General features: G+C 62.8%; 12 protein-coding genes. 9 read left to right on the forward strand and 3 right to left on the reverse strand.

Going from position 1 to position 15,705, the window contains the following annotated elements:
• Positions 1-364 precede the first annotated feature (364 nt).
• The 3 genes from SJY40_RS16835 to SJY40_RS16845 all read left to right on the forward strand — a co-directional run bounded on the left by SJY40_RS16835 (position 365) and on the right by SJY40_RS16845 (position 5,181).
• Entirely contained in the window at positions 365-2,113 is a 1,749-nt protein-coding gene (locus SJY40_RS16835; RefSeq protein ID WP_378949481.1) for a sigma-54-dependent Fis family transcriptional regulator, read from the forward strand.
• A 139-nt stretch (positions 2,114-2,252) separates the two neighbouring features.
• A complete protein-coding gene (locus SJY40_RS16840) occupies positions 2,253-4,052 on the forward strand; it encodes an NAD(P)/FAD-dependent oxidoreductase (RefSeq protein ID WP_378949484.1) in 1,800 nt (599 codons plus the stop codon).
• A 76-nt stretch (positions 4,053-4,128) separates the two neighbouring features.
• On the forward strand, positions 4,129-5,181 hold the full coding sequence (locus SJY40_RS16845; RefSeq protein WP_378949487.1) for a 2,3-butanediol dehydrogenase: 1,053 nt from the start codon (positions 4,129-4,131) through the stop codon (positions 5,179-5,181).
• Between the two features lie 914 nt (positions 5,182-6,095).
• Here the strand turns inward: SJY40_RS16845 and SJY40_RS16850 are convergent.
• Positions 6,096-7,331 (reverse strand): AGE family epimerase/isomerase, encoded by a 1,236-nt coding sequence (locus SJY40_RS16850; RefSeq protein WP_378949490.1) that lies wholly within the window; start codon positions 7,329-7,331, stop codon positions 6,096-6,098.
• Positions 7,324-8,139, reverse strand: coding sequence for an SDR family oxidoreductase (locus SJY40_RS16855; protein ID WP_378949493.1), 816 nt, complete (start codon positions 8,137-8,139; stop codon positions 7,324-7,326). Before SJY40_RS16855 ends, SJY40_RS16850 begins: the two co-directional genes overlap by 8 nt.
• Before the next feature lie 203 nt (positions 8,140-8,342).
• Between SJY40_RS16855 and SJY40_RS16860 the strand changes: the two genes are divergently transcribed.
• Positions 8,343-9,014, forward strand: coding sequence for an IclR family transcriptional regulator (locus SJY40_RS16860; protein WP_378949496.1), 672 nt, complete (start codon positions 8,343-8,345; stop codon positions 9,012-9,014).
• Positions 9,015-9,062: 48 nt separating this feature from the next.
• Here the strand turns inward: SJY40_RS16860 and SJY40_RS16865 are convergent, their stop codons facing one another.
• Entirely contained in the window at positions 9,063-9,683 is a 621-nt protein-coding gene (locus tag SJY40_RS16865; RefSeq protein ID WP_378949499.1) for a response regulator, read from the reverse strand.
• Positions 9,684-9,970: 287 nt separating this feature from the next.
• On the opposite strand from SJY40_RS16865, the gene SJY40_RS16870 reads away from it, so the two are divergent.
• From SJY40_RS16870 to SJY40_RS16890, 5 genes are all read left to right on the forward strand, one after another.
• Entirely contained in the window at positions 9,971-12,511 is a 2,541-nt protein-coding gene (locus tag SJY40_RS16870; RefSeq protein ID WP_378949502.1) for an ATP-binding protein, read from the forward strand.
• 299 nt (positions 12,512-12,810) lie between these two features.
• The gene (locus SJY40_RS16875; RefSeq protein WP_378949505.1) at positions 12,811-13,623 is read left to right on the forward strand and encodes a CsgG/HfaB family protein; all 813 of its coding nucleotides are present in this window, start codon (positions 12,811-12,813) and stop codon (positions 13,621-13,623) included.
• Positions 13,620-14,333 (forward strand): hypothetical protein, encoded by a 714-nt coding sequence (locus tag SJY40_RS16880; RefSeq protein WP_378949508.1) that lies wholly within the window; start codon positions 13,620-13,622, stop codon positions 14,331-14,333. The genes SJY40_RS16875 and SJY40_RS16880 overlap by 4 nt, the downstream gene beginning before the upstream one ends.
• Positions 14,334-14,443: 110 nt before the next feature.
• Positions 14,444-14,821, forward strand: a complete 378-nt coding sequence (locus SJY40_RS16885; protein WP_378949511.1) for a hypothetical protein — start codon at positions 14,444-14,446, stop codon at positions 14,819-14,821.
• 236 nt (positions 14,822-15,057) lie between these two features.
• A complete protein-coding gene (locus tag SJY40_RS16890; protein ID WP_378949514.1) occupies positions 15,058-15,681 on the forward strand; it encodes a YcbK family protein in 624 nt (207 codons plus the stop codon).
• The last annotated feature ends 24 nt before the right edge of the window (positions 15,682-15,705 follow it).

Below are 15,705 nucleotides of genomic sequence, written 5' to 3' on the forward strand. Positions count from 1 at the left end.
GAGGCGAGATGGAAGCGGATGCTATTTAGTCTGAAATTTCATATGTATACGTCTTCTACTTCATGCCACGCAGATCCCATCAGCGAGACAGTGATCCCGTCCCGACGCAGGCTGATCGTGGCACCTTGATGGCGGCTGAAGACCCGCCCGTGTACGATCATTCGTGTCTACGGTCAGTCAAGTTGATCTCGAATTTCACGCGACTGCGCCGATCGCCTCACAGGCCACCTTTGCTATGCTGATAGGGCCAAAGACGCGCGAAACTTCGATCCTCGACGTCCAGCGGGACAACAGCAGGCGCTAATTCCAAAGTCCCTCTGGTCGCAGATCGCCTCTGTGGTACCGTCCTCAAGGGGGGGTGCATATGGTAAGGGATGCTCGGCATGTCGAGGAAATCGGACGGGTCCTAGAGGGCAGCCATACGAACCGCGACAGCTTCATTTCCGCATCGTGGCGGCGATGTGTCGAACTGTACGGCATGGACCCGATGCGCAGTGATCCGGCGTATATCGTAACCGAGACCGAGCTGCGCGACCATCGCAAGCAGGCCGAATGGCTGATCGCCGCGGCACGCTCGGGTCTGCAGTCGCTGTTCCGGCAGGTTGCCGGGCAGAATTACGTGCTGCTTCTGACCGACGCCAAAGGGGTCTGCGTCGATTTTTTCGGCGATGATCTGTTTACGGACGACCTGCGCCGTTCCGGTCTTCACCTTGGATCGAACTGGTCCGAAAATCTTGCCGGCACCTGCGGGGTCGGCGCCTGCATCGTGACGCAAGCACCGGTGACCGTGCATCAAGACGACCATTTCGGGAATGCCCACACTGCCTTATCCTGCACGGCCGCGCCGATCTTCGACAGCTTGGGACAACTGGCGGCGGTTCTGGATATCTCTCTGTTGCGTTCGCCCGCACCCAAGACAAGCCAGAACCTGGCGATGACCCTTGTCACCGCCGCCGCCCGCCGCGTCGAAATGGCCAACCTGATGGCCGAGAGCCCGCGGGATTGGGTCCTGCGCCTGTCCTCCAGCCCCGAGTTTCTGGATGTCGACCCCGAGGCCGCAATCCGGCTGGACGGGTCGGGCCGCGTTCTGGGCTATACCCGTGCGGCCCGGCACCTGTTCCCCGAGGGCAGCGTGATCCTTGGCAGTCGGATCGATCAGGTGCTGGACGTCAGTGTCGATGATCTGCCCGACCTGATGCGCGACCGTCCGACGGAAGAACGCGTGATCCAGATGCGCGACGGCGGCGGCCTGTTCGGTCACGCCATTGCGCCCAAGGCGCCCCGCACCCCCTTGCAGAACAACCGCAGAGACGGCGCATTGGCCGGATTGACCGGCGGCGATCCGGCCATGACCCAACTGCTGTCCCAGGCCGAGCGACTGGCCCCGGGTCGGGTGCCCCTGCTGATCACCGGAGAGACGGGCACCGGCAAGACCCGGCTGGCCCGCGCGATCCACATGACAAGCAAATCGCAGGGCTTCATCTCTCTCTCCTGTGCCGGATTGGAACCGCAAACGCTGGCCGAGGCCTGCGGGAACGTCGTCGATCCCACCACCTTGCTTCTGCGCCGGATCGAGGATCTGCAACCGGACACGGCTGCCGCCTTGGGTGGCCTTCTGGACCAGCAGCCGGATTTACGCACCATCGCCACGACCTGCGTCGATCCGGCGACGCTTGGCCTGACGCGGCCGGTCTTCCACCGTCTGGCGGGCTGCACCCTGACGGTGCCACCACTGCGGATGCGCCGCGATCTTGGTTGGCTGATGTCACGCCATCTGGTCCGTCATGCCGCGGGCGCGATGCGTCTGTCGCCCTCGGCGCGGGCCGAGCTGATGGGGCGGCGATGGCCGGGCAACATCCGCGAACTGGAGCAGGTTCTGGATGTCGCGGCGGCCTTCTGTGTCGGTCCGGTCATCGACCTGCCCGACCTGCCCGACACCGGCCCCATCCCGCAGCACGACGATCCGCCCGCGCTGGCGGGCACATCGGAATGTCTGGAGGATGTCCTCGAGGCCTGCGCCTGGAACATGGCTTGCGCCGCGCGTCGCCTTGGGGTGAACAGATCCACCATCCTGCGACGGATCCGCAAGGCCGGTTTGCGCGCGCCCGGCTGAGCGGTTGCGCGGATGTTGCGCACGCAACATGCCGCATCGCAGCGGTCTTATTTTCCCGACCATTCCGCTTTGCGATGTAGATCGCGCTGCCTCCGCATGGCGATACTTGTCCCAAGCTGCGCACAGAGGAGGAGTTGCAATGCTTGATTCAACGACGACCACACAGACCCAGGACATGCTGGACCGCCTGAACGCCGCATTGGAGGGTGGCGATATAGACCGGGTGGCAGCTCTCTTTGCGACCGACAGCTATTGGCGTGATCTTGTGGCGGTCAGCTGGAACCTGAAGACGGTCGAGGGCCCTGCCGGTGTGACCGACATGCTGCAGAACCAGCTGGAACATACGCGTCCGGGGAAATTCGCGATCCAATCGGGCGAAATGCCCGCCGATGAGGGCGGCGTCATCACCGCATGGACAACATTCGAAACCCGGGCGGGCCGTGGGTGGGGTCTGATGCGGATCCGCGATGGCAAGATCTGGACATTGCTAACCGCGCTGCAAGAGCTGAAGGGGTTCGAGGAAAACCGCGGCACAAGGCGCCCCATGGGCGCAGAACATGGCGCCGCCAAAAACCGCAGTTCATGGAAAGAACGCCGCGAGGCCGAAGAGGCCGATCTGGGCTATGGCACGCAGCCCTATGTTCTTGTGATCGGCGGCGGACAAGGCGGGATCGCCCTCGGTGCGCGACTTCGTCAGTTGAACGTGCCCACCATCGTTCTGGACAAGCATGACCGGCCCGGCGATCAGTGGCGCAGCCGCTACAAGTCGCTCTGCCTGCATGATCCGGTCTGGTACGACCACCTGCCCTATCTGAAATTCCCGGACAACTGGCCGGTCTTCACGCCCAAGGACAAGGTGGGCGATTGGCTGGAAATGTATACCAAGGTCATGGAGATCAACTATTGGACGCGGTCCGAGGTGACCAAGGCCACCTATGACGACGCGGCCGGCAAATGGACGGTAAAGGTCAACCGCGACGGCAAGACCGTCACCCTGCAACCGACGCAGCTGGTTCTGGCCACCGGCATGTCGGGCAAGTCCTTCATGCCGCAATTTCCCGGCATGGACAGCTTCAAGGGGACAATCCAGCATTCCTCGCAGCACGACGGGCCGGATGACTGGGCCGGCAAGAAGGTCGTGGTGATCGGCTCGAACAACTCGGCCCATGACATCTGTGCCGCGCTTTGGGAAGGCGGCGCCGATGTGACGATGGTCCAGCGATCCTCGACCCATATCGTACGCTCGGATTCGCTGATGGAGATCGGGCTTGGCGCGCTCTACTCGGAAGAGGCGCTGGCCAATGGTGTCACGACGGAAAAGGCGGACATGATCTTCGCCTCGCTGCCCTACAGGATCATGCATGAATTCCAGATCCCGCTTTACGATAAGATGCGCGAACGTGATGCCGAGTTCTATGCAGGTCTGGAAAAGGCCGGCTTCGATCTGGATTGGGGAGACGACGGGTCCGGCCTGTTCATGAAGTATCTGCGGCGGGGGTCCGGTTACTATATCGATGTCGGGGCCAGCCAGTTGATCATCGACGGCAAGGTCAAACTGGCCAAGGGACAGGTGGATCATTTCGAAGACGATGCCGTGGTCCTTGCGGACGGCACGCGCATGCCTGCCGATCTGGTGGTCTTCGCGACAGGCTATGGGTCGATGAATGGCTGGGCCGCCGATCTGATCAGCCAAGAGGTCGCCGACAAGGTCGGCAAGGTCTGGGGCCTCGGGTCCGACACGACCAAAGACCCCGGCCCGTGGGAGGGAGAGCAGCGCAACATGTGGAAACCGACCCAGCAGGACCGACTGTGGTTCCACGGCGGCAACCTGCATCAGTCGCGACACTACTCGCTCTATCTGGCGCTGCAGCTCAAGGCGCGGATGGAGGGTCTGGAGACCCCGGTCTACGGCCTGCAGGACGTCCATCACACCGCATGATCGCGACGGTCACAACATGACAAAATTCCGCGGGCCTTCGGGCGCGCGGGACCATCATCACCCAAGGAGAGAGACGATGAAAGCGGCACGTTGGCATGGCGTTAAGGACATTCGCGTCGAAGACACCCGGACACCGACCCCCGGACAGGGCGAGGTCGCGATAAAGGTCGCATGGGCAGGCATTTGCGGCAGTGATCTGCATGAATACCTTGCCGGACCGATCTTCGTTCCCGTGGATCAGGAACATCCCCTCAGTCACGACAAGGCGCCGATCACGATGGGGCATGAATACTGCGGCACCATCACGGCGCTTGGCGAAGGCGTGACCGGTCTGGATGTTGGTGACCGGGTGACGGTCGAGCCGATCTTCGCCTGCGGTCACTGCCCCGCCTGTCGGGAAGGGAAATACAACCTGTGTGACAGTCTGGGTTTTGTCGGCCTGTCGGGTGGCCACGGCGGTTTCGCCCAGCTTTCGGTCGTGCCCGCGCGGATGGTGCACAAGATGCCCGATGAACTGTCGATGGAACAGGGTGCGCTGGTCGAACCGGCCGCAGTGGCATTGCATGCAGTGCGGATGTCCCGGATCAAGGCGGGTGACACGGCTGCCGTCTTCGGCGCGGGTCCCATCGGATTGCTGGTGGTCGAGGCCCTGCGCGTGGCCGGCGCGGCCCAGATCCATGTCGTCGAACCCTCGCCCGAGCGGCGTCGGAAAGCCTTGGAGCTGGGCGCGACCACCGCCATCGATCCGACGACCGACGATCCCGTCGCCAGCATCCGCCATGCCACCGGCGGCGTGCATGTCGCCTTCGAAGTGACCGGCGTCCCCCGCGTCCTGCCACAATGCATCGACAGCACAAGGCACGAAGGTCAGACGCTGGTCGTTTCGATCTGGGAGGGCGACGCCGCCTTCCATCCCAACACCGTCGTTCTGAAGGAACGTCAGCTTCTGGGGACCATCGCCTACAGGAACGTCTATCCCGCCGTCATGGCACTGATGGCTCAGGGCTATTTCAGCGCCGACAATCTGGTGACCAAACGCATCTCGATCGATCAGATCGTCGATCAGGGGTTCGAAGCGCTGGTCGCTGAAAAGTCGCAGGTGAAGATTCTGGTCGACCCGTCTGGCTGAAGGACGATCAGCTTAAGCAACCTTGACATAAGGGATTTTCCTGAGGGTAGAGGCCCGGTTCAAGCTGGTTTCCGCGATGGAGACCGGCTTGGCACCAGATCTTGTATCATACGAGGAATGGGCGTTTTTCGCGGGGGTTCATCTTCGCTGCCCGCGCCCCGAATGGATGCCGGCGGGACATCCACCGCTTCGTTTCCGCTGATATTTCCCAGAATGCACGCAACGGGCTGCCCTGCCGAAATCTCTCGGCGAACTTCGGCATATGGACAAATGTCTGTGGAAGGACATCATGGATGGCACATCCAAATCGGGAACGTAGCAAGCACCCTGCAAATGATCGATAGCACCGTGATCCGCGCATACCATCAGGCAGCGGGCGCTATGGGGGAACTGCGCGTCAGGGTTTGGGCCGTTCTCAAGGTGGCTTCACGACCAAAACTCACCTTTTCGTCAACGCGCACAGGCAATCAATGAATACGGAGATGACGCGAGGATAAACGGTGAACTATCCTGGTTTCGACCCGATCATGGGGAAAATCCACCCCTATAAGGTATGCCGCTCGCAGAACGCGGCCATGATGCAAGACGTATGGCACCCCCCTGCGATTAGACGACTGAAGGCTTACTTGGCTTGATTAATGTCATGGCTAACAAAAATATCGATCCTTGGGACCCGAAAGACAAGCGAACATCGGAGGCTATGTTACTGACGTAATGGGGCCAAAATGCGCTGATACCTTTCACTTTCAAGGCCGGATGTCATGTTTTGCGGGATCTGGCTTAACGGTCTTGCTGTCGCCGGACATTGCGGGGGTGATGTGATCGACGGGCCGATGAAGACTGGGACGTTTTGCTGCAAGCTCGACGCCGGTCCGCGGACACGTCTTCATCACCCGCCAATACATAGCTTCACATCACCGCAGGCCGCCCGCCAGTGAAGCCGAGGTCGGGATAAGCGGTGTCACCGTTGCTTGGAAGTCGTGATAGAGATCCTCGCGCGTGGGATAGACTGTCTGGCTTGGATGGCCTTGGGCGTTGACTTCGTGACGCCAGCCACCGGCATCGTGGTCGATCAGCCTGTCTGCGATGAAATCCCAAGCCTGACGATAGGTCGCCTCGAACCGTGGCTTATTGGTGCGGCGGTGCAGCATCAGGGCTGTATTCGCCAGCTCGGCCTGCACCCAATAGGCACGCACGGAAACCGAAACCGACCCGTCAAAGCCGACGGTATAGACCATCCCCGGCTGACCGTCCGGCGCCCAGCCCAATTCGACCGACCTGTCGAACAGGGACACGGCATCCGTCAGCAGCCAATCCATCGCCGGACGCCCGGCTTTTTTACAGGCGGCCTCGACCTTCAGCAGCAGGCCCGCCCATTCGGCGTGATGGCCGGGCGTCAGGCCATAGGGGCGCGTGTCATCGGCGGGCTGGTCCGCGCCATAATCAGGCAGCAGCGTCCAGTCCGGGGCGAAATGTTCAGGCAGCAGGCCGTCATGCGCTGCCGGAATGTCGTGACCAAAGCGACGTGCCAGCGCGATCGCGCGGTCCAGCCAGCGCGGGTCGCCGGTGGCGTCCGACAGGGCCAGACAGGCCTCGGTCGTGTGCATGTTGCAATTGGCCCCGCGATAGGCCTCGGGGTCGGACCAGTCGGCGGCGAAGGTCGGCTGCATCACCTCTTCCGAGGCGATCCAGAAATGCCGGTCGATGACATCCGTGGCGGCCTGCATCAACTCCTGCCCCCGCGGCAGGCCCGCCATCGTCGCCGAGGCCCCGGCAAGGGCCATGAAGGCGTGCAGATACGCCTTCTTGCGCGACGGACCGCTGGCGTCTTCGAACCAGCCCCTTGCTTCGTGATCGCGCAGGGGCCCGTCCAACAGCGCCGCAATGCCGTGATCGGCCAAGGTGGATGCGCCGGGAATGCCCATCAGCGTGGCAAGGCTGTAGCAATGCACCTTGCGCGCGGTGACGATGCCCTGCGGCACCTTGTTGACCAGCAGGCCATCGTTGCCCAAGGTGGCAAAGCCTCCGGGCACGCGGGCGCGGGCGTAATGGCGCAGCAGGCGGCGTCCCTCGGCGCGCAGCCATTCGCGGTGATCCCGACGGTCGGCCCAAGCGGAGGAGGCGTGGGATGCGGCGTGCAGATCATCCATTGGCGATCATGCCCCCGTTCACATGCAGGGTCTGGCCGGTCACGAAGCTGCTGTCCTGACAGGCCAGGAAGACATAGGCCGGACCCAGTTCCCGCGGCTGGCCAAGACGGCCCATGGGCGAGGACATTTCCTTCAGCATCTTCTTGTCGAAATCCTTGAAGACCAACTGGATTTCGGTGGCCACCGGTCCCGGCGCGACCTGGTTCACGCGGATGCCACGGTCCAGCAGATCCAGCGCCAGCGCGCGGGTATAGCCGACGATGGCCCCCTTGGTCGCGGTATAGGGCACCAGCGCGGCATTGCCGACAAAGGCGTTGACCGAGGTCGTGTTGATGATGCTGGCACCTTCGGACATATGTTCCAGCGCGGCGCGGGTGGTGTGGAAAATGCCGTTCATGTTGACATCGAAATGCTTCTGCCAGTCCGCGTCCGAGATCTCGGACTGGTTGTGATAGGGCTTCTGCATGCCCGCGTTGTTGACCAGCACGTCGATGCCGCCCCATGCCTTGACGACGGCGGCGACGGTGGCCGCGCAATCGGCGGGCGTGCCGGTATCGCCCTGAAGGATCAGGGCTTCGGCGCCTTCGGCCTCGATGCCGCTGCGGGTCTTCTCGGCGCTCTCGGCGTCTTCGTGATACAGAATGGCGACACGCGCGCCTTCGCGGGCCATATGCAGCGCCACGGCACGTCCGATGCCGCTGTCGCCGCCGGTGATCAGGACGCGTTTCCCCGTCAGCTTGCCGGCGCCCTTATAGGCATCGGTGATGTATTCCACGGGCGGCAAAAGGTCGTCGAGTTCTTCGCTCATCATGGTCTCCTTGCGATAGGGCCGTCGGGGCCGTCGATCAATTTCCACAGCACGTCGCGGCGTGTTTGCGGGGTTTCAACGGGTGATTTTCAGCCAAGGTTCCTGAAAAATTCTATCCTTCGGATTTTAAACCGATTGATCTATCAATTTAATTCCACGATGTTGAATATTTATCCTTCCGAAGGTCCGCCATGATCCAATCCGTGTCGCGCGCACTCCATCTTCTTGAAATTCTGGCCCGATCTGGTGGATCGGCGCGGTTGAAGGAAATTTCCGAAATCGCCGCACTGACGGTACCCACGACCCACAACCTGCTGAACACTCTGGTCTCGCTCGGCTATGTCCGGCGGCGTCAGGGGGATGCGCGCTACCATCTGGGCGATCGCATCCTGAACATCGCCCGGGTCGCGGGCAACGACGCGCGACTGCGTGAACGGCTGCGCCCGGTCCTGAAGCGGATGTATGAAACCACAGGGGAAACGGTCTTCCTTGCCGTGCCTTCGGGGGATGAGATCTATTTTCTGGACGCCATCGAAAGCCGCAAGCTGCTGCATGTCGCAGCCCAACCCGGCGAACGTGTCACCATGACGGGATCGGCCATCGGCCAGCTTTTCCTGGCCCATAATTCATCGCTGCGCGCACGGACGGATGTGCCCCCGGACATCCAGCATGAACTGGACCGGATCGCATGCGACGGCTATGCCACCGATCACGAACAGGTCTTCGACGGCATCGCCGCGGTCGCTGTGCCGTGGATCGAGGATGGCGAGATGCTGGCCGGTTTCGGTGTGGCGGCACCCGGCAATCGCCTGACGCCCGACCGCTTTGCGGGTCTGGCGGCCGAAATGCATCAGATCATCGCGGCGCATCTGTGACGGGACATGGCCTGTCCGGGCCGCCGGCTGGAATCTGGGAACAGTGGTTCAGACAAAGCCCGCATCACGGGCGATCATGGCGGCTTCTGTCCGGTTGCGGGCGTCCAACTTGCGGCACAGCGTCTTGACGTGCAGCTTGATGGTCACCTCCTGCAACTCCAGCTCGCGCGCGATCTCCTTGTTGGAGCGGGCTTCGATCAGGCCGCGCAGGACCTGCTTTTCACGCGCCGACAGGTCCTTTTCGAACTCGGTATCGGCAGGATCATCCTTGCCCGACATGAAGCTGAGCGGCGCATAGACTTCGCCCGCAGCCATGAAGCGCACGGCATTGACCAGCGACTTGACCGGCAGCGTCTTGGGCAGAAAGCCGATGGCCCCCGCCTCCAGCGCCTGTTCGGCCACCAGCCGCGTGGCCGTCCCCGAGATGATGCCGACCGGCTTGCCGCCATTGGCCTTGATTGCCGCATCCAGGCCCTGCAGCCCCCTCATGCCGGGCATGGTGTAATCCAGCAGCACAAGGTCGAAGGGGCCGTCGCGGTCGATCAGCTCCAGCGCCTCGGGCAGGTTGCAGGCAGGGACGGTCTGCGTCGCACCATCGGCATCAAGGAACATGCGGACGCTTTCGCGCACCATGTCATGATCGTCGGCTATCAATATGTTCAAGGTCATGGGTGGTCGGTCCTCTGCCGCCTGAGGGTCGCTTGCCGTTCGAAAGTACATGACAACCGGGATATGACATAGCAAAATTTGAATATCTCGGGTCTGACTATCCCTATGAACCCCATCGCTATGCCATCGCAGAGCGGCCATATACCTCTGCGCGATTTCGAAATGCGCCCTGTCCTGTCACAAAGGCTCCTTGAGCTCTGGTCCGGGCGAGGGCGGAAGCCCCCCGTCGTCGCGCCACCGGGAATGCCTGCCCCCGCGCCAGAGCCCCCGCAGCCGAGGACGAACCCATGCCGTCACAGCAGGCCCGATCAAGGTGCGGCAGCAAGGCCATGCTGGCCCTGCCGATACTGGCGACGGTCATCCTTGCCGGATTTCTGATCTTCGGCATCAGCAATGGCATCCGCAACCTTGGCGGCGCGCAGCGGGACAACACCGGCTGGCTCTATGCCCAACTGGAGGTTGACTATCTCAAGCTGGAACGTGCGCTGGCCGGTGTCGGAACCGGTAATGCGGGGGCGATCGACCAGTTGCGCCGGCGTTTCGACGTTTTCTACAGCCGCATCAGGATCGCCGAAAGACGCCAGGGGTCGGATCTGGACACGCCCGACATCGGCAAGGTCCGGCAGATGCTGGACGACATGACCCCGCTGATCGATCGCGACGACGCGGCCCTTGTGGCCAGCCTGCCGACCTTTGCCCGACAGATGGACGCCATCGCCGCCCTGCCCCGGATGATCGCGCTGGATTCGATCACCCAGACTGCCGCCATCGCCGAAGCCGAGCGCGAGCGGATCGTGCGTCTGGTCAAGATCCTGGCCGCGGCCATCATGCTGGTGACGGCGGGGCTGATGCTGCTGACGGTCTGCCTGGCCCGTCAGACCAGAACCCTGCGCACCGCGAACCATGACGCGCGCGACAAGCAGTTGCGTCTGGAAACGACCCTGCGCGCGTCGCTGGATGCGGTGGTCGTCGTCGACGCACACGGGATCATCCATGATTACAACGGCTCGGCCAGCCAGATTTTCGGCTATACGCATGACGAGGCCGTGGGGCGCGACTTTGTTGACCTGACCATCCCCCCTCATCTGCGCGACGACCAGCGTGGCGTTCTGGCGCGGTTCCGGCAGACGGACCAGACGCGCATCGCCGAAACGGGGCGCAGGGAATACGAGATGATGGATCGCGACGGGCGCATCTTTCCGGTCGAGATCTCGGTTTCCATCGCCCGGTCCGAAACCGGCCCGCTTTTCGTCTCCTACGTTCGCGACATCACGGAGAAAAGGCAGAAGGAAGAGGACATCCTCAAGGCCCGCGATGCCGCCTTGGACGCCTATCGCGAAAAATCGCGCTTTTTTGCCATGATGAGCCATGAGATGCGCACCCCCCTGAACGGCGTCATGGCGGCGCTGCAGCTGCTGCGGAACAGCCCCCTTGATGGCGAACAGCGGCGTTTTCTGCAGGCGGCGCTGACGTCGGGGGACATCCTGCTGGACCATATCGACGACGTTCTGGCCATCGAACGCAGCGAGGTCGAGGATCAGGACCGCCCCCGCGCCAGCTGCGACCTGTCCGAGCTGACCTTCCACATCCATCAGATGATGGAGCCGCTGGCCTCGGCCTCGGGCATCGATTTCGGTCTGGAACGGCAGGGTTTGGATGACAGGCTGTTCGACATCGACGGGCGGGCGCTGCGGCAGGTGCTGGTGAACCTGATCAGCAACGCCATCAAGTTCGCGCCGGGGCGGCAGATCACGCTTCGGGCTAGCTATCTGCCGGCGGATGACGGCGAAGGGCTTGCCCGCTTCGAGGTGATCGACACCGGTGACGGCATCGCGGCAGGCGACATCGACAAGATCTTCGACGATTTCGTTTCGCTGGACAGCCGCTATGAACGGCGCACCGGTGGGACGGGGCTGGGACTGGGCATCGCGCGGCGTCTGGTGCGCAACATGGGCGGCGATATCGGCTGCCAATCCGCCCCCGGAACGGGCGCGCGCTTCCATTTCCAGGTTCCCGCAAGGGCCGTTGCGCCCGATGCGGCCGACCGTCCGGACAGGGCCGCCGCGCCATTGCCCGCTGCCGGTCCCTTCGACCTGCTGGTGGTCGATGACAATGCGATCAACCGCGACCTGCTGGAGGCGATGCTGGTGGGGCTGGGTCACCGGGTTTCTTGCGCGGCGGGCGGGCGGCAGGCGATCGAATGCGCGGCGGTCAAAGTGTTCGATGCGATCCTGATGGATATCTCGATGCCCGAGGTGAACGGGATGCAGGCCACGCAGGCCATCCGTTCCGCAGACGGACCCAACAGGGCGACGCCGATCATCCCGGTCACGGCCCATGCCCTGTCGGGCGAACGCCAGGAATTCGTCAAGGCCGGGATGACCGGCTTTATCCGCAAGCCGATCGACATGACGGGTCTGGCGTCCACATTGCAGCAGATCATCGAACCCGATGCGGCGAACCGGCCAGCCCCCCCGCCAAATGCCGGTCTGGGAGAGGACTGCCTGATCGACCCGGCCCAATGGGAGCAACTGACCGAGCTGCTGCCCCATGACACCCTGTCCGAGCGGATCGCCACGATCATCCGTCAGGTCGATACCGATCTGCCGCTGATGATGACGGCCCCCTGCCCGGAAGACCTGCGCAGCAAGGCGCATGAGATGGCGGGCATGTGCGGCATGTTCGGCGCGCTGCGGCTGCACGCGCTGCTGAGTTCGGTTCAGGAAGCCTGCCGGACCGGCCATGCCGCATGGGCCGAACGGCTGCTGGAGCACCTGCCCGCGACCTGGGAAGAAACCCGCGACGCCTGGCGGGCCAAACTGGACTGATCCGCGCAGGCCCAAGGTCCGGTAACCACCCCAAATTCGCATCAATGATTCCCCCCGCCCCGCGGGGCCGAACCCGTTGATCCGCAAGATGGGTGCCGTCGGGACAGTCGCCCCGCCCATCGGCATCGCTGCGGCGCGAAAGCCTATCGTCGCTATACCAAAGCTGGCCCCGTTTACCTTGGTGAACACACGCAGGTGAACGCGCCTCGTTCTAATGTGAAGGAACGAAGGGAAGCGGAAACATGCAACATTCATTTGGAAATTGGCGGAGAGGCGCGGCGGCGTCGATCATCTGCACATTGCTGCTGGGGGCCTGCAATCAGGCCATCGAGCCAGCAAGACCGGTCCAGCCTCTGGTCGGACCGCCGGTCACCGACAATGTGACCCCCTACAGCGCCTGCCTGGTGGCCCTGGCTGCCAACCCCAAACCGAACCGCCCGACCTTTGCGGTCGGACAAATCAGCGACAAGACGGGCAAGAAGGCCTACGACCTGATCAACGACAGCACCGAGCTGTCGCAGGGCGTGTCGGAAATGGTCATCAGCGCCCTCTTCCGGACCCGGCAGGTCAATCTGGCCGAACGTCTGGACCCGCGGGTCGCGCTGGCCGAACAGCAGCTGATCCAGCAGGACCTGATCAAGCAACCGACACGTCCGGTCAATGTGGCCCCCGCCCACTTCCTGGTGCTGGGCGCCCTGACCGAGCTGAACTACAACATCCAGTCCGGTGGCGAACGCCTCTACGTCGCAGGCGTCGGCGGCAGCCGCAGGGTCGCGGTCATTAACGTCGGGCTGGACATGCGTCTGGTCGACATGGCCAGCCTTGGCACCGTCTATGTCACCAGCCTTCAGAAACAGATTATCGGCGTCGAGAGCGAGGCGGGCATCTTCCGCTTCTTCGGCGACCAATTCGTGGAATTCGACGCCGGCAAGGTTCGCAACGAACCGCTTCAGCTTGGCGTGCGATCGGTGGTGGAGATGGCCGTGTACCAGATCCTCACCGAAGGTCTCGGGCTGCCAGCCGAACCCAAGCGTGGCTGCGCACCTGGGGGGGGATACCCCGAAACGTCCGAAGTCAGGACGATCAAAGCTTCAACAGGAGAGAAGACATGAAAACGCAACTGAGCATCTCGGCACTGGTTCTGGCCATCGCAAGCCCGGCGTTCGCATTCGACAGCGTCACCTGGACCTGGGACGCGACCGTTCTGTCCGATGTCACCACCGGCGCCGTCAGCGACGTCGCCGTGGCCCCCACAGGTCTGGAACAGATCGAAAGCGAACAGACGGCACTGGGTGATTTCACCGCCCTCGGTTCGACCCTCGGGGTGACGAACGATGTGGTCAACCTTGGCGGCTTGACGCTGGATGATGTGGCGGCCGTGAATACCGGGGCCACCTCGCTTGGCAACAGCGCCTCGCTTGCCTCGGATGTCTCGACCCAGTTCGACAGCACCCAGTTGTATGGCGGTGCCAGCCTGGCGGTCGGAACCGGCCTGACGGGTGGCCTGGTCGACGTGTCGGTGCCCGGTCTGCTGACCTCGACCGCCACCACCAACGCGGTGGTCAACGCCACCGTCGACAACACCGCGACGGGGGTGGCCAACAACCTGACCGCGGATCTGACCACGATCTCGGATCAGGATGCCTTCATGATCGGCAACAATGTGCAGACCGCCTATGCCGTCGGAACCTCGACCTCGACGGTCGATCTGGTCAGCTTCACCGACGTCAATGATCTGGGAACGCTGGTTGACCCCGCCGTCTCCTCGGTCGCGACCTCGATCGGCAACAACATCGGCGTGACGATCGACGGCATCAACTAAGCCCATTCCCCATGCGGGGGATCCGCTTTCCACAATCACCGCATCGGGAAAGGTGGCCCGGTCTCGCAAGCCGGGCTGCCGCCCATTTGCCCGAACGAAAGGTTCAGACGTTGAAGGGGATCCTGATTTTTTGCGCCTGCCTGTCAGCCGGAACAGGCTGCATCGCGGGCGAGACAACCTTCGTCGCGGGTGCGCGCCCGTGGAACTTCCAACCCCGAAGCCGCGAAAACCACCTGCGTTTGCAGATGTCCGGCCCCGATGCCCTGAAGAGGCAGTCCGCAGGGCAGACGGTTGGACCGGCCACCGGTGCGACAGGCTATCAGATCCTGTCCAATTCCTATGCCATCGGCAACTGGATACAGGTGGACATGCATCTTGGCGACAACTCGGAAGGGTTGATCATGATCGAGAACCACCAGACCAACGAAGGCACGCAGCATTCGGTCTCGGACGTGCTGGATCAACTAATCGAGACCTACGAAGAATAACCCCAAAACCCCCTGCCCTGCATCGATCCCCGCCATTCCGCATGGCGGGGATCGATGCATGACGTATGCAGGCACGGGCCGGATGCGACCCAAATTCCATCAGGATAGTGACCGGTGCCAAACGGACAATGGCATGAACCGACGGACCCCTGCGCCCTGCCCATGCACCCGCCAAGGGGGCCCGTTTCAGGGTAAATTAATGGCCTTGGAATTCACTTGGAAAGCGGATCCGGAACATGAGCGAACAAGCAAATCCCCATCGTCGTGCCTTTCTTGCGGGCATCCTGTCCTGCACGGCCAGCCTGGCCGTCACACCTGCCTTTGCGAACATGCTGCGAATGTCCAGCGGGCGGCTGAACATGCAATCCTCGCGCACGGGCGAAAGGATCGACATCCGCTTCCGCTCGGCAACGGGCTATGACGGCGATGCCCTGCGGGCCATCGACCGGTTCCTGCGCGATTGGCGGACGGGTGAAAGCATGCCCTATGACATCCGCACCATCGAGGTTCTGAGCGCCATCCACAACCAGCTGGGAACCCGCGATCCCTATCAGCTCACCTCGGGGTTCAGGTCGCAAAGCACGAACCTGATGCTGCGCAGCAGGGGCATCGGAGCGGCCAAGAACTCGTTCCACCTCAGGGCGCAGGCGGTCGATATCGTCCAGCCGGGCGTGGCAGTCGAACAGGATCGCCGCCGTGGCCAAGATCTGCGGCGCGGGCGGCATCGGCTGCTATCGGCGCAAAGGCTTCGTCCACGTCGATTGCGGCCCGCAGCGGGTATGGCAGGGATGAACCCGTTTAAGGCCCATAGCTGCCTTGCGGCACGCGAAGATTGGCGACCGATGCAAGGGCCGTCCTGAGGGCTGCGACTTCGGCAATAACCG

The sequence above is a fragment of the Paracoccus sp. R86501 genome, from assembly GCF_042466435.1.
In the GTDB taxonomy this organism is placed as follows: Bacteria; Pseudomonadota; Alphaproteobacteria; order Rhodobacterales; family Rhodobacteraceae; genus Paracoccus.